This window comes from Telluria sp. RT2P19 (genome assembly GCF_059685725.1).
Map to the genome: position 1 here is coordinate 314,423 of NZ_JCASIL010000004.1, position 21,204 is coordinate 335,626.

A 21,204-nucleotide genomic window follows, 5' to 3' on the forward strand; every position below is an offset into this window, starting at 1 on the left:
AACAGCGCGAACTTATCATCGTTGCAACCTGAGGAGAAGTTGTGAAGAGATCCAAGATGCTGTCCGCAATCCTGTTCCTGGCTGCCGGCCTCGCCAGCGCCCAGCCCGCCGCCACAACCCCAGCACCAAGCAAGTCCGAACGCAGCTGCCATTTGCCCGGCGTGGTCGAAGCCCTGCGCTGCGTTATCGTCGACGTCCCGCTCGACTACGCCAAGCCGCAAGGCGCGCCCCTCAAACTGCACGTGACGGTCGCCCCGGCCTACCGCCAGGGCACGCGCAGCGATCCCTTGTTCGTGCTGGCCGGCGGCCCCGGCCAGGCCGGCAGCGACGTGCTGCTTCTGCTCAAGGCGGCTTTCGAGCGCGTGCGCGCCACCCGCGACATCGTCTTCATCGACCAGCGCGGCACAGGCCTGTCGGGAAAGCTCGATTGCGAGAGCAAACCTGAACATGAGCGCATGACCGACCAGGAGCTCATGGCCGAGCTGCGCGCCTGCATCGCCGCCAACAAGCAGCCGCTCGCCGCCTTCACCACGGCAGCCGCCGCGCGCGACCTGGAACAGGTGCGGCGCGCGCTGGGCTACCAGCAGGTGAACCTGTGGGGCGGCTCGTATGGCACGCGCCTGGGCCAGGCCTATGCGCGCGCCTATCCGAACAGCGTGCGCAGCCTGGTGCTGGACGGCGTGGCCGCGCCCGACCAGGTGATCCCGGCCGGCGGCCGCGACGGCCAGGCCGCGCTCGACGGCCTGTTCGCCGCCTGCGCCAGGGACGCCGGCTGCAGCAAGGCGTATCCGAACCTGCGCGCCGAATTCGATGCGCTGGTCACGAAGGTCGAAGCGGGCGATGTGCGCCTGTCGCTGCCGAATCCGCGCACCGCCGAGCAGACCGAATTCATCATGAGTTCGCAGCGCTTCCTGGGCACCGTACACAACATCCTGTATTCGCCGGCCGACGCGCGCCGCCTGCCCTTCCTGATCCACAGCGCGAGCCGCGGCCGCTGGCAGCCTTTCGTCGCACGCCAGAACCTGGCCGGCGACTTCGGCAACGACGCCAGCATGTCGATGCTGCTGCACTTTGCCGTCGTGTGCGCCGAAGACGTGCCGCGCTTCACGCCGGCGCTGATGCAGTCCGACGCCGCCGTGATCGCCAAGCCGCTGGCCGAGATGATCCCGAAGCTGTGCCAGGACATCAAGGTGCCGGCGGTGCCGTACGTAGCGCCTTCGCGCATCGAGGCGCCAGCCCTGCTGCTGTCGGGCGCCCTCGATCCGGTCACGCCGCCGCACCGCGCCGAGACCGCGGCCAAGTCGATGGCGCGCGCACAGCACGTCGTGGTGGCCAATGCCGGCCACGGCGTCTCGCAGCTCGGCTGCGCGCCGCGCCTGCTGCGCACCTTCCTCGACCGCCCGCAGGACAAGCTCGATGCCGCCTGCATGGCCGAGGTGCCGGCTCCCACCTTCCAGCTCGGCAGCGCCGGGCCGCAACCCTGAATCTGGAAACACCATGATCGAAGTCCACGATGTACGCAAGCAGTTCGGCGCCGTCCAGGCGCTGGGCGGCGTTTCCTTCACCGCGCGCGACGGCCAGATCACCGCGCTGCTGGGGCCCAACGGCGCCGGCAAGACCACGCTGCTGCGCACCCTGGTCGGCCTGCTCAGGCGCGACCACGGCACCATCTCGATCGGCGGCGTCGATCCCGAGAAGGACCCGCTGGCGGTGCGCCGCAATATCGGTTTTCTGACCGACCAGTTCGGGCTGTACGAGCGCCTCACGACGCGCGAATACCTGAATTATTTCGGCGAATTGAACGGCATGGACAGCGCTGGCCTGCGCACCCGCATCGGTGAGGTGTCCGACCTGCTCGGCATGGACGACATCCTCGAGCGCCAGACCAAGGGCTTTTCGCAGGGCCAGCGCATCAAGGTGGCGCTGGCGCGCACCCTGCTGCACCGCCCGCGCCACCTGCTGCTCGACGAACCGAGCCGCGGCCTGGACGTGATGAGCACGCGCGCGCTGCGCACCGCACTGAACGCCCTGCGCGCGGATGGCTGCTGCGTGATCATGGCCACCCACGTGATGCAGGAAGTGATCCACCTGTGCGAAGACGTGATCGTCATCGCCAAGGGCCATACCGTGGCCCAGGGTTCGCCCCAGGAGCTGTGCCGGCGCACCGGCATCGCCGACCTGGAAGACGCTTTCGTGAGCCTGGTCGGCACCGAGGAAGGTATCGCATGAAGTCCAAGATCCGTGTCGTATTCCTGAAAGAGCTGCGCGAGACCCTGCGCGAAAAACGCACTTTCGGCTTCCTGGTGCTGATGGTGCTGTTCTATCCCTTCCTGATCGGCCTCACCTTGCAGCAGGTGATCGACAAGAGCACCCGCACCGAGCGCGAAGGCATCCACCTGACCGTGATCGGCGCGGCCAAGGCGCCGACCCTGGTCGCCCAGCTGCGCGAGCGCAACGTGACGGTCAACGAGTCCGGGCCGATGACCGAGGACGCCATCGCCGAAGTCCTGCGCGGCAAGAAGATCTCGGCGGTGCTGCGCCTGTCGGACGACTTCACCGACAACTACCAGGCGATGCGGCCGGCGCGCATCGAGATGTGGTTCGATTCGTCGGCCGAAAGCGGGCCGCAACGGCGTGAGATTGACGAGATCCTGCAGGCGTATGGCAACAACATCGCCAGCGCGCGCCTGCTGGCGCATGGCGTGTCGCCCGCCACGCTGGCGCCGATCCAGCTGCAGCGCTGGGACACCGGCACCAACGCCTCGCGCTCGGCCATGTTCATCGGCGGCCTGATCGGCTTCCTGTTCTTCCCGGCCTTCATCCTCAACATGTCGTCGGCCGTCGACAGCACCGCCGGCGAACGCGAACGGCGCTCGCTCGAGGTGCTGATGGCGCAGCCGGCGCACAGCTGGGAGCTGGTGGGCGGAAAATGGCTCGCCTCCAGCATCCTGGCCGTGGTCGGCGTCACCGTCGTGCTGATGCTGGGCCATGCGGTGCTCAAGTGGCTGCCGCTGGAAGAAATCGGCATGTCGTGGAACCTGGGCTGGGGCGGCCTGGTGCTGGTGTGCCTGGCCAGCGTGCCGCTGTCGCTGCTCTCTGCCGCCCTGTACGTGGCGCTGGCGATGAACGCCAAGACGTTCAAGGAAGCGCAGACCACGATCAGCCTGGTCATGATCGCTCCCCTGATCCCGGGCTTCGTGGTCTCGTTCATGGAACTCAAGACGGCGCAGTGGATGTACCTGGTGCCGATGCTGTCGAACCAGACCCTGGTCAAGGAACTGGCCAAGACCGGCGACATCGGCGCTGCTCCCTTCGTGCTGACCTTCCTGTGCTCCCTGATCCCGGCGCTGCTGGTCGTGGCGTTCGCGAGCTGGCGCATGAAGAGCGAGAAGTACGTGCTGGGCGTGTGAGGCAGATCCCGGATGCGGGCGATGCAGCCGCTGCCTTGCACGCGAAGGCGGCGGCTGCCGTACAATCGAAGACCTTAATTACGCCTCAGCGCAACACGGAGAATCGCATGGAAGTGAAAGTCAGCTGGAACGGCCCATCGGGCATGAGTTTCCGGGCCGAGACGGGCAGCGGCCACATGGTGGCGATGGATGGTGCGCCGGACGGCGGCGGCCATAACCTGGCGCCGCGTCCGATGGAGATGGTCCTGGTCGGCACCGGCGGCTGCACCGCCTACGACGTGGTCCTGATCCTCAAGCGCAGCCGCGAGGACGTGCGTGGCTGCGACGTGACCTTGCAGGCTGAACGCGCCGACACCGATCCCAAGGTGTTCACCAAGATCAACTTCCACTTCACCGTCAGCGGCCGCAACCTCAAGCAGGCGGCGGTGGAGCGCGCGGTCAACCTGTCGCACGACAAGTACTGCTCGGCGTCGATCATGCTGGCCAAGACGGCCGAGATCACGCACTCGTTCGAGATCGTCGAGGTCTGACAATGGGTGGCGTGGACGGCCATGCCGTCCACGCGGTGATGGCTGGCGGGCGATGTGCCGCGTACAGGCCGGCCGAGCGCGGATAAATCAATCAGATCCGGTACGCGGTGGTGGTCATGACCTTCGCCATCGCCCGCATCGCCACCCTGACCGGCAGCGGCAGCGGCGCCGCGCCCGCGGCCTGCGCCGCATTGGCGTGCGCGATCTCGTCGACACGCATCTGGTCGACGATGGCGCGCGACTTGGCATCCTGCTGTGGCAGCAGCTCGAGGTGGCTGTTCAGGTGCGCCTCGACCTGGCGCTCGGTCTCGACCACGAAGCCCAGGCTGACCGGATCGCCGATCCGGGCCGCCACGCTGCCCATCACATAGGCGCCGGCATACCACAGCGGATTCAATACGCTCGGCTGCGATCCGAGTTCGGTCAGGCGCTGCGCGCACCAGGCCAGGTGGTCTTCTTCTTCGCGCGCAGCGTGCTCGAACTGGGTGCGCACTTCTTGCGTGTGCGCGAAATTGGCCTGCGAATCGTAGAGCGCCTGCGCGCACACCTCGCCCACGTGGTTCACCCGCATCAGGCCCGCGCTGTGGCGGCGCTCGGCGTCGCTCAATTCACTGTCGATGGCGTGCGCGCCCGGGTTCGGACGCGACATGGCGGCCACGCCGCCCACGACGCGCAAGGCCTTGTCGACGCCGACGATCAGTTGGTCCAGGGGGCTGATGAAACGGTTCGCAATCATGGTGTGCTCGATCTGGTGGTCGCTGAAGCGTCCATTATATGCCTTCGGCCTGCGCCCCAGAGTGCGCCTGCCCCGTGGCCCCCTCTTGCTTCTGGCCCTGCTCTTTCTTTTTGCGCGCGATCCATTCGGCCAGCGGGCCTTCCGGTTCCAGTCCCGAGATGTTCTTGGCCACGCCCAGGTTCAGCTCGAGCAGGAAAGGCACCGAGACCAGGGGCACGCCCGGGCAGTGGCGTTTGAATGCATCGAGGAAACGTTCCGACTCCACCGTCGGCATCACCTTCGCGCCGCTCATGAACTGCAGCACGCTGGTGATGGTGTGGCCCTTGCCCAGCGTGTGATAGATGAAGCGGTTGAACTCGCGGTCGACGGTCTTGAAATCGATCGTTTCCTTGGTCATCAGGCCGGCCAGGTAGACCAGGCCCAGCGCGACGCGAAACCAGTCGGTCGATTCGGCGCGACTGCGCGCCTCGCGCATCAGGATCAGGAGTTTTTCTTGGGTGACTGGGTCCATGCGCCCATTATCCATGCTTTGCGCCGGCGTGGGCCGCAGGTATGTCCCCACTGTTGCAAGAAATTTATAGAAAGAAAACCATCATGCATCCTGTCACCGGATAATGCAGCCTGGGTCCCTGTTTGGACCGTGTGTCGCACCGTGCCCGTCGCGGCCGTGCCGATTGAATACAATGCCAGTGTGAAAAAGTGTTTTTGCCCGACGTAAAGACGTACGGGGCTGCAGCCAGGAGTCGTCATGCAATTAAAGATCCGCAATTTGTCCAAGACCTATGCCAATGGCGTGGTCGCGCTGGACCGTGTCACGCTCAACATCCCAGCCGGGATGTTCGGGCTGCTCGGCCCCAATGGCGCGGGCAAATCGACGTTGATGCGGATCCTGGCCACCTTGCAGGAATGCGATTCCGGCTCGGTGTTCCTGGACGATATCGACGTGCTCGACGAAAAGGATGCGGTGCGCCGCATGCTGGGCTACCTGCCGCAGGATTTCGGCGTCTACCCGAAGGTGACCGCGCACGAACTGCTTGACCATTTCGCCCAGCTCAAGGGCCTGTCGCACAAGGCGCGCCGCCAGGAAGTAGTCGATGGTCTGCTGCAGCAAACGAACCTGTGGGAAGTGCGCGACCAGCGCCTGGGCGGCTTCTCGGGCGGCATGCGCCAGCGCTTCGGCATCGCCCAGGCCCTCCTGGGCGACCCGAGCCTGATCATCGTCGACGAGCCCACCGCCGGCCTCGACCCGCAGGAACGGGTGCGCTTCCATAATCTGCTGTCGGACATCGGCGAAGAGCGCACCGTGCTGCTGTCGACCCATATCGTGTCCGACGTGGCCGACCTGTGCGCGAATATGGCGATTATCAACAAAGGGCAGGTGCTGCTGTGCGGCGAGCCGCAAGAGCTGATCTACGGGATCGAGGACTTCATCTGGGCCCGTTTCGTCACCAAGGCCGAACTGCCCGCTTACCAATCGCGCTACAGCGTGATCTCGACCCGCCTGCTCAGCGGGCGCACCCTGATCCATGTGTATTCCGAGGACGACCCGGGCGACGGCTTCGAACCGGCCCGCGCCAGCCTGGAAGATGTGTATTTCGCCACCATCGCCGGCCGCCACAACCCGGCCGCCGGGAACTGCTGACGGTGCGCGCGCTGTTCGTCATCGCCCGCTTCGAGGCGAGCCAGCGTCTCAGGCGGCTGTCGACCTGGGTGTATTTCGCCCTGTTCCTGGCGCTCGGCATGACCTGGATGGCCGCCTCGGGCGGGGTGTTCCGCGACCTGACGGTCAGCTTCGGCAGCCGGGTCCTGATCGACGCGCCGCGCCAGATCGCGATCGCCGTGGCGCTGCTCGGCAGCCTGGGGGTGGTGGTCGCGGCGGCGGTGATGGGTCGCGCGGTGCAGCAGGATTTCGAGCACGGCATGCAGCACTTCTTCTTCAGCGCCCCATTGAGCAAGGCCGACTACGTGTTCGGCCGCTTCCTCGGCGCCTTCGCGACGCTGGCGGTGATCTTTTCCAGCATCGTGCTGGGACTGTGGCTCGGCACCTTCATTCCCGGCATCGCGCCCGACCGCCTCGGTGGCGCGCCGCTGTCGGCCTGGATCAAGCCCTACCTGTTCACGCTGCTGCCCAACCTGTTCATCTTCGGCGCGATCTTCTTCGTACTGGCCGCGCTGACGCGGCGCATGCTGCCGGTGTATGTGGCCAGCGTGGTCATGACCATCGGCTATACCGTCGCGCCTTCGCTGGCGCGCGACCTCGATTTCAAGACCCTGGCCTCGCTGATCGATCCCTTCGGCACCACCGCCCTGCTGCTGCTGACCGAATACTGGCCGCTGGCCGAGCGCAACCTGAACCCGGTCGACCTGCAGGACGTATACCTGATCAACCGCCTGCTATGGTGCGGCCTCGCGCTGCTGGCGCTGCTGCTCGGCTACTGGCGCTTCCATTTCATCGGCGAGGCCGAGGTGCAGGCGCGTTCCCGTCGCAAGGGCCCGGCCGAGACCCCGGTCGAACTGTCGCAGGCGGCGCGCGACACCACCGCGGCGCCCGATTTCGCGGCGCGCAGCCTGACCCTGCTGCTGCTCAAGTCGGCCAGGGGCGAGCTGCGCGAAATGACCCGCAACGTCTACTTCCTGGCGCTGGCCACCGCCGCCGTGCTGGCTCTCGGCGCCAGCGCGCTCGACCTCGATGCGATCTACGGCACCGCCACCTATCCGGTGACCTACATGATGCTCGAACTGATCCGCGAAGTCTTCGGGCTGTTCATGCTGGCCACCACGATCTTCTATGCCGGTGAACTGGTCTGGCGCGAGCGCGAGACGCGCGTGGCCCAGATGTTCGATGCGCTGCCGGTGCCGAGCTGGCTGCCGCTGGCCGGCAAGACCCTGGCCCTGGTGGGCCTGCAGGCGCTGCTGCTGCTGCTGGCCATGGTCACCGGCATGCTGATCCAGCTGTTCAAGGGCTATTTCCAGCTCGAGCCCGGCCTCTACCTGCATACGCTGTTGACCATCCTGCTGCCGAACTACGCGCTGATCGCGGTGCTGGCGATCGCGGTGCAGGTCATCGTCAACCACAAATACCTGGCCAACTTCCTGATGACCACCCTGGTCGTGGCGGCGATCCTGTTGACCGGAACGGGCCAGAACCATCCGCTGCTGCTGTACGCGGTCTCGCCCGAGCTGACCTACTCGGCGCTGAACGGCTTCGGCCACTACCTGTTGCGTGACCGTTTCTACCTGCTGTACTGGAGCGGCGCGGCCCTGATGCTGCTGGCGCTGGCGCGCGCACTATGGCCGCGCGGCGTCGACGATACCTGGCGCGAGCGCCTGCGCCTGGCGCGCCGCAACCTGACCCCGGCCGTGCTGGCCTGTTTCGGCCTGGGGCTGGCGGTATTCGCGGGCACTGGCGCCTTCCTGGCCTGGGAACTGGTCCAGGGCGGCTACCTGACCAACTGGCGCAGCGAGGCGCTGCGCGCCGAATACGAGAAGCGCTACCACGGCTTCGCCAGACTGGCGCAGCCACGCATCGTCGACGTGAAGCTCGATGCGGCCATCCGTCCCGAGCAGCGCGTCCTGCAGGTCAAGGGCCGCTACGTGCTCGAGAACCGCAGCGGCGCGCCGATCCGCGACATCGTGCTGTACCAGCAGCGCGGCGCGGCGCTCACCACGCGCTTCGGCCAGCCGGCGACAAGCGTCGCGTGCGAACCCGACCTCGGCTTCCATCACTACCGCCTGGCCACGCCGCTGGCCCCGGGCGCGCGCCTGGATCTCGACTTCACGGTCGGCTACGCGCCGCGCGGCCTGCTGGGCCTGGGCAGCGACACGCCGGTGGTCGGCAACGGCACCTTCTTCACCAACGAGGTCATGCCGCGCATCGGCTACCAGCCGTGGGTCGAACTGCGCGACGCGCGCGACCGCCGCCGCCACGACCTGGCGCCGCGCGCGCCGCTGCCGCCGCGCGACGACCCGGCCGGCCGCGCCAACCATGCACTGGGGGTCGACGCCGACTGGATCGGCTTCGAAGCCACCGTCAGCACCAGCCTCGACCAGGTCGCGATCGCGCCCGGCACGCTGGTGCGCGAATGGAGTGAGGGCGGACGGCGCCATTTCAGGTACAAGATGGACCGGCCGATGCTGAACTTCTACGCCTTCCAGTCGGCGCGCTACGAGGTGCGCCACGACCGCTGGCAGGACGTGACGATCGATGTCTATTACCAGCCGGGCCACGAGTTCAACGTCGAGCGCATGGTCCGCGGCGCCCAAGCGGGCCTGGACTACGGCGCGCGCAACTATGGGCGCTATCCGCTGCGCGAACTGCGCATCGTCGAGTTCCCGCGCTATGGCCGCTATGCGCAAGCCTTCCCGGGCCTGATCCCGTTCTCGGAAAGCGCCGGCTTCATCGCGCGCGTCGATCCCGGCTCGACCAAGGACATCGACTACCCGTTCTACATCAGCGCCCACGAGACCGCGCACCAGTGGTGGGGCCACCAGCTGGTCGGCGCCGACACGCGCGGTTCGACGCTGCTGTCGGAAAGCCTGTCCGAATACACGGCGCTGATGGTCATGAAGCGCGCCTTCGGGCCGGACAAGATGCGCCGCTTCCTGCGCTATGACCTGGACGCCTACCTGATGGGCCGCCCCCAGGAGCAGGACAAGGAACTGCCGCTGGCGCACAACGACAACCAGCGCTACATCCACTACCGCAAGGGCGCCCTCGCGATGCACCTGCTGCAGGACATGCTGGGCGAAGACGTGATCAATGGCGTGCTGCGCGGCCTGCTGCAGCGGCATGCCTACCAGGGGGCGCCCTACCCGACCGCCTCGAGCCTGGTCGACGGCCTGCGGGCGGTCGCGCCCAAGGACAAGGCCTATCTGATCGACGACCTGTTCGAGTCGGTCGTGTTCTATGAAAACCGGGCGGCCGGCGCCGTCGCGCGGCGCCGGCCCGACGGCAGGTTCGAAGTCACGATCGATGCCCATGCCGGCAAGCTCAAGTTGACCGAGCAGGGCGAGGAACAGCCGATGCCGCTGCACGATTACATCGAATTCGGCGTGGATGACCGCAACGGCAATCCCCTGGCGCGCGAGCGGCGGTTGGTGACCCAGGCCGGCCAGCAGCTCACGCTGGTGGTGGATGCCATGCCGGGCCGCGCCGGCATCGATCCTGACAATAAATTGATCGATCGGAGACCAAATGACAATATGCTGCCAGTCGACAATCAATAATTCTCGCGTTATTATCAGCACAAATTAACGGAGAGAACACTATGTCTGACGCCGTAGCGGAAATCGCCGAACGACTCAAATTCCTGAGTCCGGCTGAAAAACAGGAAATAATGCAATTGCTGCTGCAGGATATCGACGGCCCCGAAGAGGATGCCGATGAGGCATGGCGCAATGAAGTGGTGCGCCGTGTGAAAGCGATTCGCAACGGCGAGGCTGCGATCAGCGCGCTCAAGGAATGGCAAGAATAAGCATCCTGCATCAGTGATGTTCGCATAAAAAAAACCGCGGCGCGCCGCGGTTTTTTTATGCGTTCGAGCTATTCGTTCGAGCATCTGCAACGTGGCGTGGATGGCGGAACCATCCACGCCTGCGCCGCTTATTTCTTCGCCGCCACGCTCGCTTTCTTGGCAGGGGCCTTCTTCGCAAGCGCTTTCTTCGCCGCCGGCTTGGCTGCCGCTTTGGCCGGCGCCTTGCGCGCGGCCGCCTTCACCGGCGCTGCCGCGCCGTCGGCGCCGTCGACGCCTGCACCTGCCTCATCGGCGCCCGCCTTGCCTTTCGCGCCCGGCTTGGCCTTGCGCTCCTCGAACTCGAAGCTGATCTTGTTGTCCTTGCCGCGCACCAGGAATGCCTTGAAGGCGCGTCGCGTACGCTGCGAAACAAAGCCCGGCAGCAGGTCGGTCTTGCCGTCGTTGAGGAGCTTGGCCATTTGTTCAGGCGCGATTTCCTGCTGCAGGATGATGCGTCCGCTGCGGAAGTCACACGTCTTCGGTTTGGCCACGCTGTGCTCGCAAACATAGGCAAGCGGCATCTCGTACACGCCACCCGTGCACTTCGGGCAAGGACCGACCGGGGTCTGGCCGCTGAAGTCGACGCCTTCGCCTTCTTCGCCTTCTTCATCCTGACCGAAGTCAAACTCGAGCTTGAAGTTCTTGATCTCTTCGTCACGTACGATGCGCAGGATGGCGGCAAACGGACGCCCCATCTTCGAGCGGAAGCCTTGCAGTGGTCCGATGGTGCGGTTCTTGAGGAGCTCTTCGACTTCCTCGATCTCGAACTGGCGGCTGCCCGGGGTCTTGCTCATGGAGAAGTCGCACTTGGTGCAGGCGAAACGGCGGTAGTTTTCCTTGACCACCCCGGCGCAGTTCGGGCACGGGTTGACCAGGGTCGCGTACTCGCCGGGAATCGTGTCGTTGTCGTATTCCTTGGCGCGCTTGACGATGATCTGGGTCATCTGCTGGATCTCGCGCATGAATTCTTCACGCGAGATCTTGCCCTTCTCCATTTGCGACAGCTTGAACTCCCATTCGCCGGTCAGCTCCGGCGCCGTGAGTTCGTTCACGCCGAGGCCGCGCAGCAGGGTCATCAGCTGGAACGCCTTCGCGGTCGGCATCAGTTCACGCCCCTCCCGCAGCAGGTATTTCTCGGTCAAGAGGCCCTCGATGATGGCCGCGCGCGTGGCCGGCGTTCCCAGGCCCTTGCCGGCCATCGCATCGCGCAGCTCGTCGGAGTCGACCAGCTTGCCCGCGCCTTCCATCGCCGACAGCAGCGTCGCTTCGTTGTAGCGCGCCGGCGGCTTGGTGACCAGGCCGTTGGCCGTGATCTTGTCGGTGAGTACTTTCTCGCCCTTGGCCACCGGCACCAGGTTGGCGCCGTCCTTGTCGTCGCCCAGGTCCTTGCCGTACACCGCCAGCCAGCCGGGATTGGTCATGACCTTGCCCTCGGTCTTGAACTGGTGGCCCGAGACTTCGGTATAGCGGGTGGTGACCAGGAACTCGGCTGCCGGGAAGAACACCGCCAGGAAGCGGCGCGTGACCAGGTCGTACAGTTTCTGCTCCGGCTCGGACAGGTTCTTCGGCACGACGCCGGTCGGGATGATGGCGAAGTGGTCCGAGATCTTGGTGTTGTCGAAGATGCGCTTGTTCGGCTTGACCCAACCGTTCTTGGAGACCTGCTTGGCGAACTGGTTGTAGTTATTGGTCTCGGCCAGCGCTTCCATGGTCGACTTCACGGTGCCGATGTAGTCTTCGGGCAGATGGCGCGAATCGGTACGCGGGTAGGTCAGCACCTTGTGCTTTTCGTACAGCGCCTGGGCCAGGCCCAGCGTATTCTTGGCCGAGAAGCCGAAGCGGCCGTTGGCCTCGCGCTGCAGGCTCGTCAGGTCGAACAGGGCCGGCGCCATCGAGGTCGTCGGCTTGGACTCTTCAGTGACATCGCCCTGCTTGCCGCGGCAGGCGGCGGCGATCGAGTCGGCCGCCGCCTTGCTCCACAGGCGCTCGGCGCGCTTCTCGGGATCGTTCTCGTCCTTCTTGAATTTCTGGTCGAGCCAGCGGCCTTCGTAGACGCCGGCGGCGCACACGAACTCGGCGCGCACTTCCCAGTAGTCGCGCGGCACGAACTTCTTGATCTTCTCTTCGCGCTCGACCACGATCGACAGGGTCGGCGTCTGCACCCTGCCCACCGTCGTCAGGTAGAAGCCGCCTTCTTTCGAGTTGAAGGCGGTCATGGCACGCGTACCATTGATGCCGATCAACCAATCAGCTTCGGAGCGGCAGCGCGCAGCGTCGGCCAGCGGCAGCATTTCGTCGTCGCTGCGCAGGTTGCGGAAGCCTTCGCGGATCGCATTGGCCGTCATCGACTGCAACCACAGGCGCTTGACCGGTTGCTTGGCCTTGGCGTTCTGGGCGATCAGACGGAAGATGAGTTCTCCTTCGCGGCCCGCGTCACATGCGTTGATCAGGGTGGTGACGTCCTTGCGCTTGATCAGCTTGTTGAGCACCTTGAGACGCGACTCGGTCTTGGCGATCGGATTCAACGCGAAATAAGGCGGGATCATCGGCAGGTGGGTGAAGCTCCACTTGCCGCGCTTGACATCGTGCTCTTCGGGCACCGCGATCTCGAGCAGGTGGCCGACGGCGGACGAGAGGACGTATTCGTCCGATTCGAAGTACTCATCGTGCTTGGTGAAGCCGCCCAGCGTCTTCGCGATATCGTTCGCGACCGACGGTTTCTCGGCGATGATGAGGGATTTGGTCATATTGTTTCTCGTGGTGCTATCTATATAGTTTGGCCTGCGCATCATACATGCTCACAGGCGGGCCGGTGGAATTCCAGCCGTAGTGTCTGATTAGTAACAGTCTCGATCAAGCGGCCAATGATAAGCGCGATGGCGCGCCCACCGCAAGTGCACGTCTTTACCGGATTGCCCCGTCCTCCTCTCCAGCGCCAGCCAGTCGTACCTCTCGCGATCGATCCAGGTCGCGCAAATTCCCGTTGACTTTCACAATTCCCGGCACAATAATGACTTCACTCAAAAATGAGCGCGTTATGAAAATATAGCGCACTTCAAATTACCGAACCGAGATTGCGAGGAGCGCAGCAAATGAAGATCTGTCGATTCAATGACAACCGTGTGGGCCTGGTCGAAGGCGACCAGGTGTTCGACGTCACCGCCATCACCGAGGAACTGCCGGCCCAGCGCTGGCCGATCGCGCCCGGCGACCTCCTGATCGCCAACCTGGACCGGCTCGCCGACGCCCTGCGCGCCGCGCGCGCGACGGCCACCCCGGTGCCGCTGTCCAGCGTCACCCTCCTCAGCCCCGTGGCCAATCCCTCGAAGATCATCGCGGCCCCGCTGAACTACCAGCTGCACGTGGCCGAATCGGCTGCCGACAGCCAGATCCACAACGGCGTGCACCTGCCGGGCTACGAGGGCTTCGCTTCACCGGTGGCCAAGTTCGGTGTGTTCCTGAAGGCGCCGTCGTCGATCGTCGGCGCCGGAGAAGGCGTGCGCATCGCCTACCCGGGCCGCCGCAACGACCATGAAGTCGAGCTGGCCGTCGTCATCGGCCGCGCGTGCAAGGATGTCGGCCGCGAAGACGCGTTCAGCGTCATCGCCGGCTACGCGATCGGCCTGGACATGACCGTGCGCGGCCCCGAGGACCGCAGCTACCGCAAGTCGGCCGACACCTATTCGGTGCTCGGTCCATGGCTGACCACCCGCGACGAGATCGCCGATCCGGACGCGCTCGACTTTTCGATCACCGTCAACGGCGAACCGCGCCAGAAGGCCAATACCCGCGACCTGATCTCGGACGTGGCCGAGCTGATCGAAGTCGCCTCGCGTGCCTATACGCTGTACCCGGGCGACATCATCTATACCGGCACCCCGGAAGGCGTGAACACCATCGTGGGCGGCGACGTGATGCATGCCGAAATCGCCGGCCTGGGCGCCATGACCGTCGCGGTGCGCGACTGAGGGCGAGCATGGATGCCATCACTACCCCGATGCAGGCCGAGCGCCAGGCGTTCTACGCCCGGATCGACGCCGAGCACCTGGCGCCGCTGTGGGAACAGCTGCATAGCCTGGTGACGCCGACCCCGGCGTCGGCATGCCGCCCGGTGCACTGGTCGTACCGCACCGTGCGCGAGCACCTGGGCGATGCCGGGCGCCTGATCACGGCCGAGGAAGCGGTCCGCCGCGTGCTGATCCTCGAGAATCCCGGCCTGCGCGGCCAGGCCGCGGCCACGACCTCGCTCTACGCCGGCCTGCAGATGATCCTGCCGGGAGAAATCGCGCCGCCGCACCGCCATACCCAGGCCGCGATCCGCCTGATCCTGGAAGGCGAAGGCGCCTACACCGCCGTGGACGGCGAAAAGACCCTGATGCAGCGCGGCGACTTCGTCATCACCCCGGCCTGGCACTGGCACGAGCACGGCAACGAGACCGACGCGCCGATGGTCTGGCTCGACGGCCTGGACGTGCCGCTGGTGGCGCTGCTCGACGCCAGCTTCGCCGAGAACGCCGAGCTGGCGCCGGCGCTCAGCAAGAGCGGCGGCGACAGCAAGGCGCGCTTCGGCAGCAACCTGCTGCCGGTCGACCATGTGGCGCCGACGCCGGCCTCGCCGCTGTTTCGTTACCCCTATGCGGAAACGCTTGCCGCATTGCGCACCATCGCCGCGGGCGGCGAGCCCGATGCCTGCCATGGGCACAAGCTGCGTTACGCCAACCCGGTCACCGGCGGCTATCCGGTGCCGACCATCGGCGCCTTCATCCAGCTGCTGCCGGCCGGTTTCTCCGGCGCCGGCTACCGCTGCTCGTCCGGCACCGTGTTCGCCGTGATCGACGGCGCGCTCGACGTGGCGATCGGCGACCTGCGCTTCACGGCGCAGCCGAACGACGTGTTCGTGGTCCCGAGCTGGGCCGAGCACCGCTTCACGGCGCACGGCGAGACGACGGTCTTCAGTTTTTCCGATCGGCCGGTGCAGGAAGCACTCGGCCTGTGGCGCGAACAGCGCACTGCAATCATGGAAACGGCATCATGAAAAAACATCCCGTAGTGATCTCGGGCGCCGGCCCGGTCGGGCTGGTGACCGCCCTCGCGCTGGCGCGCCAGGGCATCGAGGTGATCGTCCTCGAAGCGGAACAAGCGATCCCGCAAGACCTGCGCGCCGGCACCTTCCATCCGCCGACGGTGGAAATGCTGGACGCCCTCGGCCTGGGCCAGGCCCTGCTCGAACAGGGCATCAAGGTGCCCGAATGGCAGATCCGCGACCGCCGCAGCGGCCTGGTCGCCCAGTTCGACCTGGGCCTGCTGGCCGACGTGACGCCGCACCCTTTCAGGCTGCACTGCGAACAGCACAAGCTGTCGACCATCGCCGCGCGCGCCCTGGCCGCCATGCCGAACGTGCGCCTGCTGTTCGGCCACCGCTGCACCGGCTTCACCCAGGACGCCGAGGGCGTCACGGTGGCGGTGGCCTCGCCTGGCGGCGAGGACGAGATCCGCGCCAGCTTCCTGGTCGGCACGGACGGCGCCCGCAGCACGGTGCGCAAGGCGATGAAGGTCGAGTTCGAAGGCTTCACCTGGCCCGAGCGCTTCCTGGTGTTCGCGACCCCGTACGACCTGCGCGAGCAGGGCTTCACCGGCAATGCCTACATCGCCGATCCGGACGAGTGGTGCGCGATCTTCATCCAGCCGCACAAGGGGCCGCCGGGCATCTGGCGTATCGCCTTCCCGACCGATCCCGAGATGAGCGAGGAAGAGATCCTGTCGGACGGCTTCGTGCAAAGCCGGATCCAGGGCTTCCTGGCGCCGGACCGCGAGTACGAGATTGCCTACCGCAGCGTGTACCGGGTGCACCAGCGCGTGGCCAGCGACTTTCGCGAGGGACGTGTGCTGATCGCGGGTGATGCGGCGCACGTCAACAATCCGCTCGGGGGCATGGGCCTGAACAGCGGCATCCACGACGCCGTGAACCTGGCCGGGAAACTCGGCGCGGTGTTCGAAGGCGCGCCACTCGAGCTGCTCGACCGCTACGTGCGCCAGCGCCGCCTCACCAATATCGAATACGTGCAGGCGATCACGATCCGCAACAAGCGCCTGCTCGAGGAACGCGATCCTGACGTACGCCGCCAGCATCTCGACGAGATGCGCGAGGCCGCCGCCGATCCGGTCAAGGCACGCCAATACCTGCTCAACTCGTCGATGATCAACAGCGTGCGACGCGCCAGCGAGATCGAATAGCAGGACCGACCGCCTGCCACAAGAGACGCCCGAGCGTCCGGCAGGCAAGATGCACAACTTGGAGGAGATCCGCAAATGCAATGCAAGAGCATCCTGGTGCTTGCCGTCGGCGCTGCCTGCGCCGTCGCGGCTGGCGCCGCCGCCGCGCAGACGCGCGTCGAACTGTACGGCAGCGTCGACGCCGGCGTGAGCTACGTGAACAACGCCCGCGGCGAAGGCATGACGATGGTGGACAGCGGCAACCGCTCGCCCGACCGCTTCGGCCTGCGCGGCAGCGAAGACCTGGGGGGCGGCTACAAGGCGCTGTTCGGCATCGAGAGCGGTTTCAATCTCGATACCGGCACCCAGAAGAACCCCAGCAAGCTGTTCCAGCGCCGCGCCTTCGTCGGCGTGAGCGGCCCGATCGGCACCTTCAGCCTTGGGCACATGCCCGACTTCATGTATGACTACCTGCGCTTCCAGAGCAACGGCATCATGGGTTCGGCCTATTTTTTCCATCCGGGCAACCTGGACAACCAGGCCAACCAGTTCCAGATCGATAATGCGATCCGCTACGAGACGCCCACCTATCGCGGTTTCAAGGCCGGCGCCATGTACGGCGCCGGGGAACGGCCGGAGTCTTCGGCCAGGAGCCGCAGCTACAGCCTGGGCGCGCAGTATGCCGGGGGGCCGCTGAAGGCGAACCTCGCCTACACGGTGTCACGCGACCGCGCACTCAACCTCGGTGCGACCCTGGGCCTTGGCAGCGTGCTGGGCCAGACCCTGTCGGCCGACCCGTCGGCCATCGACGCCACCTACACCAACTTCAACGCCGACCGCGTCGCCAGCTTCGGCGCCACGGGCAGCTACACGATTGGACGCTTCACCCCGCATGCCATGGTGTCGCGGGTTAAGCTGGAAAACCGGGTGGGCGCCGAAGTCCAGCAAAACTTCGAGCTCGGCAGTGATTACGCACTCGCGCCCAACGATACGCTCGGCGTGTCGGTGGCGACGTCGAAGTTCGCCGATGTGCGCTGGGACCAGTTCAACGTGATCAATATGTACCGGTTCTCGAAACGCACCACGCTGTACGCGGCCTTCGCCTATCAGCGCGCACGCAACGGGGTGGCGGTGATCAGCAGCCTGGCACCGTCGAGCACGAACAAGCAGATGGTGAGCCGGATCGGCATCCACCATCTCTTCTAAAAGTACCTGGCAGGAATCTACAATGAATACGATGCGCAAGAAACTGGATGTCGTCGAACTCCTCGACAATGCCAATATCAAAAAATTCCACATCAACCTGATCGTCTGGTCGTTCCTGATCATGGTGGTCGACGGCTTCGACCTGCAGGCGATCGGCTATGTGGCCCCTTCCCTGATCAAGGAATGGGGCCTGAGCCGCGCAACCTTCGGCACCGCGTTCTCGGCCGGCCTGGTCGGCATGATGATCGGCGCCACCCAGGGCGGCACCCTGGGCGACCGCCTCGGCCGCAAGCGTACCGTACTGGCCGGCGTCGTCTGGTTTGGCCTGTTCACCCTGCTCATGGCGTGGGCGAACGGATTGAACGCCCTGGTGGCGCTGCGCTTCCTGGCCGGCATCGGCCTGGGCTGCGCCGTGCCGAACGCCATCGCGCTCAACACCGAATACGCACCGAAGCGCCTGCGTGCGACGATGGTGACGGTAATGTTCCTGGGCTACACGATCGGCGCCGCGCTTGGCGGTGCGGCCGCCGCGATCCTGATCCCGCGCTTCGGCTGGCCATCGGTGTTCGTCGCCGGCGGTGTCGCACCGCTCGTGGTGGCGCTGCTGTGCGCGAAATACCTGCCCGAATCGGTGCGCTTCCAGCTCCTGCGCGGCGGCAGGACCGACGCCGCGCGGCGCCAGTTGCAGGCCGCCTTCCCGCAGGCCGGCATCGGGGCCGATACCCAGCTCGTCATGCACGAGGAAGTGCGTCCCGGCTATTCGCTGGGCCACCTGTTCAAGGAAGGCCGCGCGCCCTTCACGGTGCTGCTGTGGATTTGCTTCATCGCCAACCTGGTCACGCTCCACTTCATCGCGAACTGGCTGCCGACCGTGATCGAGAGCACCGGCGTGCCGCTGCAGCGCGCCGTGATCGTGACCTCGCTGTTCCAGGTGGGCGGCACCCTCGGGGGCATCATCATCAGCCGCCTGCTCGACCGGGGCAGCCTGGTGCCACTGGTCGGCTTCTTCGCGATGGCGGCCCTGATGATCGCCGCGATCGGCATGTTCAGCAATAGCGAGACGATGCTCGAGGTGATCGTGTTCGGCGCCGGGCTGTTCGTGGTGGGCACCCAGTTCGGCCTGAATGCGCTGGCCGGCAGCTCCTACCCGACCTTCATCCGCTCGACCGGCGTCGGCTGGGCGCTGGGCGTCGGCCGCATCGGATCGATCATGGGTCCGGCCGTGGGTGGCGTACTGATCGCGATGAACCTGCCCCTGCACCAGATCTTCCTGTGGGGCGCGACGCCGATGCTGGTGGGCTGTATTTCCTCGTTCATGCTGCTGCGCCTGCGCAAGGAAGCCATTCGCCGCGGCCAGGACCTGTCGGTGGTCGCCGGCTCGCACTGAAAGCCTGGCCCGGCGCCGCCGGGCCTCAGGCGCCGGCCTCGCCGTCGGCCGGATCGACACCCTGCAGCGCCAGCGCCATCAGCGTGCGCAGCCGTGCCATGCCTTGCGCGACCTCGGGCTGGTCCTGGCTCAGCCAGCGCCGTACTTCGGTCAGGTAGATGGTCATGAACAGCGAAGCGATGTCCTCGGCCGCGTGGCGCGAGGCGATCGCCCCCTGTGCCTGCTTGGCGGCGATCAGGCTGGTCAGCAGTTCATTGATGGCGCTGCGGCGGGCGTAGAAGCGTGCGGTCTCCGGTCCCTGCCCGGTGCTGCGCGACAGGAAATCGAAGGTCTCCTGCACCGCCGGACGCGCGATGCGCGGCTCGCTTGCCCAGTATTCGTAGCGGCGGCGGAAAAAGGTGCCCAGCTGGTCGATCAGCGGGCCGCGCCACTCGGTCCGCGCCAGCTCGGCGTTTACGGCGTCCAGGTCGTCATTGACGATCATCATCAGGAGGTCACGCTTGTCCTTCGCATACACGAACAAGGTGCCGATGGCGACATCGGCCCGCTGCGCGATCTCGCGCGTGGTGGCGTCGTCATAGCCTTTTTCGAGGAACACGGCGCGCGCCGCGCCCTTGATGCGACGGCGCTTCTCGAGCTTGCCGCGCTCGCGCAGGCCCAGCTTGGGTAGGGAATCGGGAAGAATTTCGGACATGCACAAATTATAACGGCAGTCAGCATCCAAAAATAGAGTGCGCTCAATTTTGATCAGGTTTTTCAGGAGAATCACGACATGACTCACGCGCCACGCACCTTGTACGACAAATTGTGGGACGACCACGTCGTCCGTACCGAGCCGGACGGCACGGCCCAGCTCTACATCGACCGTCACCTCTTGTACGAGGTCACCAGTCCGCAGGCGTTCGTCGGCCTGGACATCGCCGGCCGGCCGGTCTGGCGTCCGCAAGCGAGCCTCGGTGTGTGCGACCACAATGTGCCGACCTCCGGGCGCGCCCAGGGCATCGCCGATCCCCTGTCGCGTCTACAGGTCGATACCCTGGCCGCCAACTGCACGCACCACGGCATCGCGCAATTCACCCTGCACGACCAGCGCCAGGGCATCGTCCACGTGATCGGCCCCGAACAGGGAGCGACCCTGCCAGGCATGACCGTCGTCTGCGGCGACTCGCACACCAGCACCCACGGCGCCTTCGGCGCCCTGGCCTTCGGCATCGGCACCTCGGAAGTCGAGCACGTACTGGCCACCCAGACGCTGTTGATCAAGAAGTCCGGCAACCTGCTGCTGCGCCTGGAAGGCAGCCTGCCCGCGGGCTGCGGACCGAAGGACGTCATCTTGCATGCAATCCATTGCCTGGGCGTGGACGGCGGAACCGGCATGACGGTCGAGTTCGCGGGACCGGTGGTCGAGGCGATGTCGATGGAGGGAAGAATGACGATCTGCAATATGGCGATCGAAATGGGCGCGCGCGCCGGCCTGGTGGGGGTGGACGAGCGCACCATCGCCTACCTGCGCGGACGGCCCTGCGTTCCCGTCGGCGCCGACTGGGACGCCGCGCTGGCGTGCTGGCGCGCCTTGCGTTCGGACCCGGACGCACGATTCGACCGGATCGTCACGATCGACTGCACGACGCTGCGGCCGCAGATCACCTGGGGCACGACGCCGGCCATGGGCGGCGACATCGATACGCACGTGCCCGACCCCGCGGCGCAGGCCGATCCGGGCAAGCGCGCCAGCCTCCAGCGTGCGCTCGACTACATGGGCCTCGAGCCTGGCCAGCCGCTGGCGGCGCTCGGCTTCGACAAGGTGTTCATCGGTTCGTGTACCAATAGCCGGATCGAGGACTTGCGCGAGGCTGCGGACGTCGTGCGCCGACTCGGTGGTCGGGTGGCGCCGGGCGTGAAGCTGGCGCTGGTCGTGCCGGGCTCGGGACTGGTCAAGGCCCAGGCCGAACAGGAGGGACTGGACCAGGTGTTTCGCAATGCCGGCTTCGACTGGCGCGAACCCGGCTGTTCGATGTGCCTGGCAATGAACGAGGACCGACTGGCGCCGGGCGAGCGCTGCGCCTCGACCTCCAACCGCAATTTCGAAGGTCGCCAGGGCGCCGGCGGCCGCACTCACCTGATGAGCCCGGCCATGGCCGCGGCGGCGGCGCTGGCCGGACACTGCGTTGATATCGCGTCAATCGAATACCATAGCGAAAGAGCATGA

At 66.0% G+C, this 21,204-nt stretch carries 17 protein-coding genes; 13 read left to right on the forward strand and 4 right to left on the reverse strand.

Annotated features, from left to right (window positions below; all coding sequences use genetic code 11):
* The first annotated feature begins 41 nt into the window (after positions 1-41).
* From AC56KW_RS07740 to AC56KW_RS07755, 4 genes are all read left to right on the forward strand, one after another.
* Complete coding sequence (locus tag AC56KW_RS07740) at positions 42-1,484, forward strand: alpha/beta fold hydrolase (protein ID WP_497170149.1); 1,443 nt, start codon at positions 42-44, stop codon at positions 1,482-1,484.
* A 13-nt stretch (positions 1,485-1,497) separates the two neighbouring features.
* Positions 1,498-2,229 (forward strand): ABC transporter ATP-binding protein, encoded by a 732-nt coding sequence (locus AC56KW_RS07745; protein WP_497170150.1) that lies wholly within the window; start codon positions 1,498-1,500, stop codon positions 2,227-2,229.
* Positions 2,226-3,410, forward strand: coding sequence for an ABC transporter permease (locus tag AC56KW_RS07750; protein ID WP_497170151.1), 1,185 nt, complete (start codon positions 2,226-2,228; stop codon positions 3,408-3,410). The genes AC56KW_RS07745 and AC56KW_RS07750 overlap by 4 nt, the downstream gene beginning before the upstream one ends.
* A 107-nt stretch (positions 3,411-3,517) precedes the next feature.
* Positions 3,518-3,940 carry an OsmC family protein gene (locus AC56KW_RS07755; RefSeq protein ID WP_497170152.1) on the forward strand — a complete coding sequence of 141 codons (423 nt, stop codon included), beginning with the start codon at positions 3,518-3,520 and terminating at the stop codon, positions 3,938-3,940.
* 91 nt (positions 3,941-4,031) lie between these two features.
* On the opposite strand, the gene coq7 is transcribed toward AC56KW_RS07755, so the two are convergent.
* Positions 4,032-4,676: a 2-polyprenyl-3-methyl-6-methoxy-1,4-benzoquinone monooxygenase gene (gene coq7 / locus AC56KW_RS07760; protein ID WP_497170153.1), complete on the reverse strand. Its 645-nt coding sequence runs from the start codon at positions 4,674-4,676 to the stop codon at positions 4,032-4,034.
* A 34-nt stretch (positions 4,677-4,710) separates the two neighbouring features.
* On the reverse strand, positions 4,711-5,187 hold the full coding sequence (locus tag AC56KW_RS07765) for a hypothetical protein (RefSeq protein ID WP_497170154.1): 477 nt from the start codon (positions 5,185-5,187) through the stop codon (positions 4,711-4,713).
* Between the two features lie 237 nt (positions 5,188-5,424).
* Here AC56KW_RS07765 and AC56KW_RS07770 point away from each other — a divergent pair, with 237 nt between their 5' ends.
* The 3 genes from AC56KW_RS07770 to AC56KW_RS07780 are packed head-to-tail and all read left to right on the forward strand — an operon-like array spanning position 5,425 to position 10,150.
* Positions 5,425-6,318 (forward strand): ABC transporter ATP-binding protein, encoded by an 894-nt coding sequence (locus AC56KW_RS07770; RefSeq protein WP_497170155.1) that lies wholly within the window; start codon positions 5,425-5,427, stop codon positions 6,316-6,318.
* Between the two features lie 2 nt (positions 6,319-6,320).
* Entirely contained in the window at positions 6,321-9,902 is a 3,582-nt protein-coding gene (locus tag AC56KW_RS07775; RefSeq protein ID WP_497170156.1) for an ABC transporter permease/M1 family aminopeptidase, read from the forward strand.
* Positions 9,903-9,943: 41 nt separating this feature from the next.
* On the forward strand, positions 9,944-10,150 hold the full coding sequence (locus AC56KW_RS07780; protein WP_497170157.1) for an addiction module protein: 207 nt from the start codon (positions 9,944-9,946) through the stop codon (positions 10,148-10,150).
* A gap of 128 nt (positions 10,151-10,278) precedes the next feature.
* Here the strand turns inward: AC56KW_RS07780 and AC56KW_RS07785 are convergent, their stop codons facing one another.
* Positions 10,279-12,936 (reverse strand): DNA topoisomerase III, encoded by a 2,658-nt coding sequence (locus tag AC56KW_RS07785; RefSeq protein ID WP_497170158.1) that lies wholly within the window; start codon positions 12,934-12,936, stop codon positions 10,279-10,281.
* Positions 12,937-13,281: 345 nt separating this feature from the next.
* Here AC56KW_RS07785 and AC56KW_RS07790 point away from each other — a divergent pair, with 345 nt between their 5' ends.
* The 5 genes from AC56KW_RS07790 to AC56KW_RS07810 all read left to right on the forward strand — a co-directional run bounded on the left by AC56KW_RS07790 (position 13,282) and on the right by AC56KW_RS07810 (position 18,995).
* Positions 13,282-14,157, forward strand: coding sequence for a fumarylacetoacetate hydrolase family protein (locus AC56KW_RS07790; protein ID WP_497170159.1), 876 nt, complete (start codon positions 13,282-13,284; stop codon positions 14,155-14,157).
* Positions 14,158-14,165: 8 nt separating this feature from the next.
* Positions 14,166-15,224 (forward strand): gentisate 1,2-dioxygenase, encoded by a 1,059-nt coding sequence (gtdA, locus tag AC56KW_RS07795; protein WP_497170160.1) that lies wholly within the window; start codon positions 14,166-14,168, stop codon positions 15,222-15,224.
* A complete protein-coding gene (locus tag AC56KW_RS07800) occupies positions 15,221-16,423 on the forward strand; it encodes an FAD-dependent oxidoreductase (protein WP_497170161.1) in 1,203 nt (400 codons plus the stop codon). Before gtdA ends, AC56KW_RS07800 begins: the two co-directional genes overlap by 4 nt.
* Positions 16,424-16,498: 75 nt before the next feature.
* Entirely contained in the window at positions 16,499-17,608 is a 1,110-nt protein-coding gene (locus AC56KW_RS07805; protein ID WP_497170162.1) for a porin, read from the forward strand.
* Between the two features lie 22 nt (positions 17,609-17,630).
* The gene (locus tag AC56KW_RS07810) at positions 17,631-18,995 is read left to right on the forward strand and encodes an MFS transporter (RefSeq protein WP_497170163.1); all 1,365 of its coding nucleotides are present in this window, start codon (positions 17,631-17,633) and stop codon (positions 18,993-18,995) included.
* Between the two features lie 25 nt (positions 18,996-19,020).
* Here the strand turns inward: AC56KW_RS07810 and AC56KW_RS07815 are convergent, their stop codons facing one another.
* Complete coding sequence (locus AC56KW_RS07815; protein ID WP_497170164.1) at positions 19,021-19,689, reverse strand: TetR/AcrR family transcriptional regulator; 669 nt, start codon at positions 19,687-19,689, stop codon at positions 19,021-19,023.
* 78 nt (positions 19,690-19,767) lie between these two features.
* Between AC56KW_RS07815 and leuC the strand changes: the two genes are divergently transcribed.
* Positions 19,768-21,204 (forward strand): 3-isopropylmalate dehydratase large subunit, encoded by a 1,437-nt coding sequence (gene leuC, locus AC56KW_RS07820; RefSeq protein ID WP_497170165.1) that lies wholly within the window; start codon positions 19,768-19,770, stop codon positions 21,202-21,204.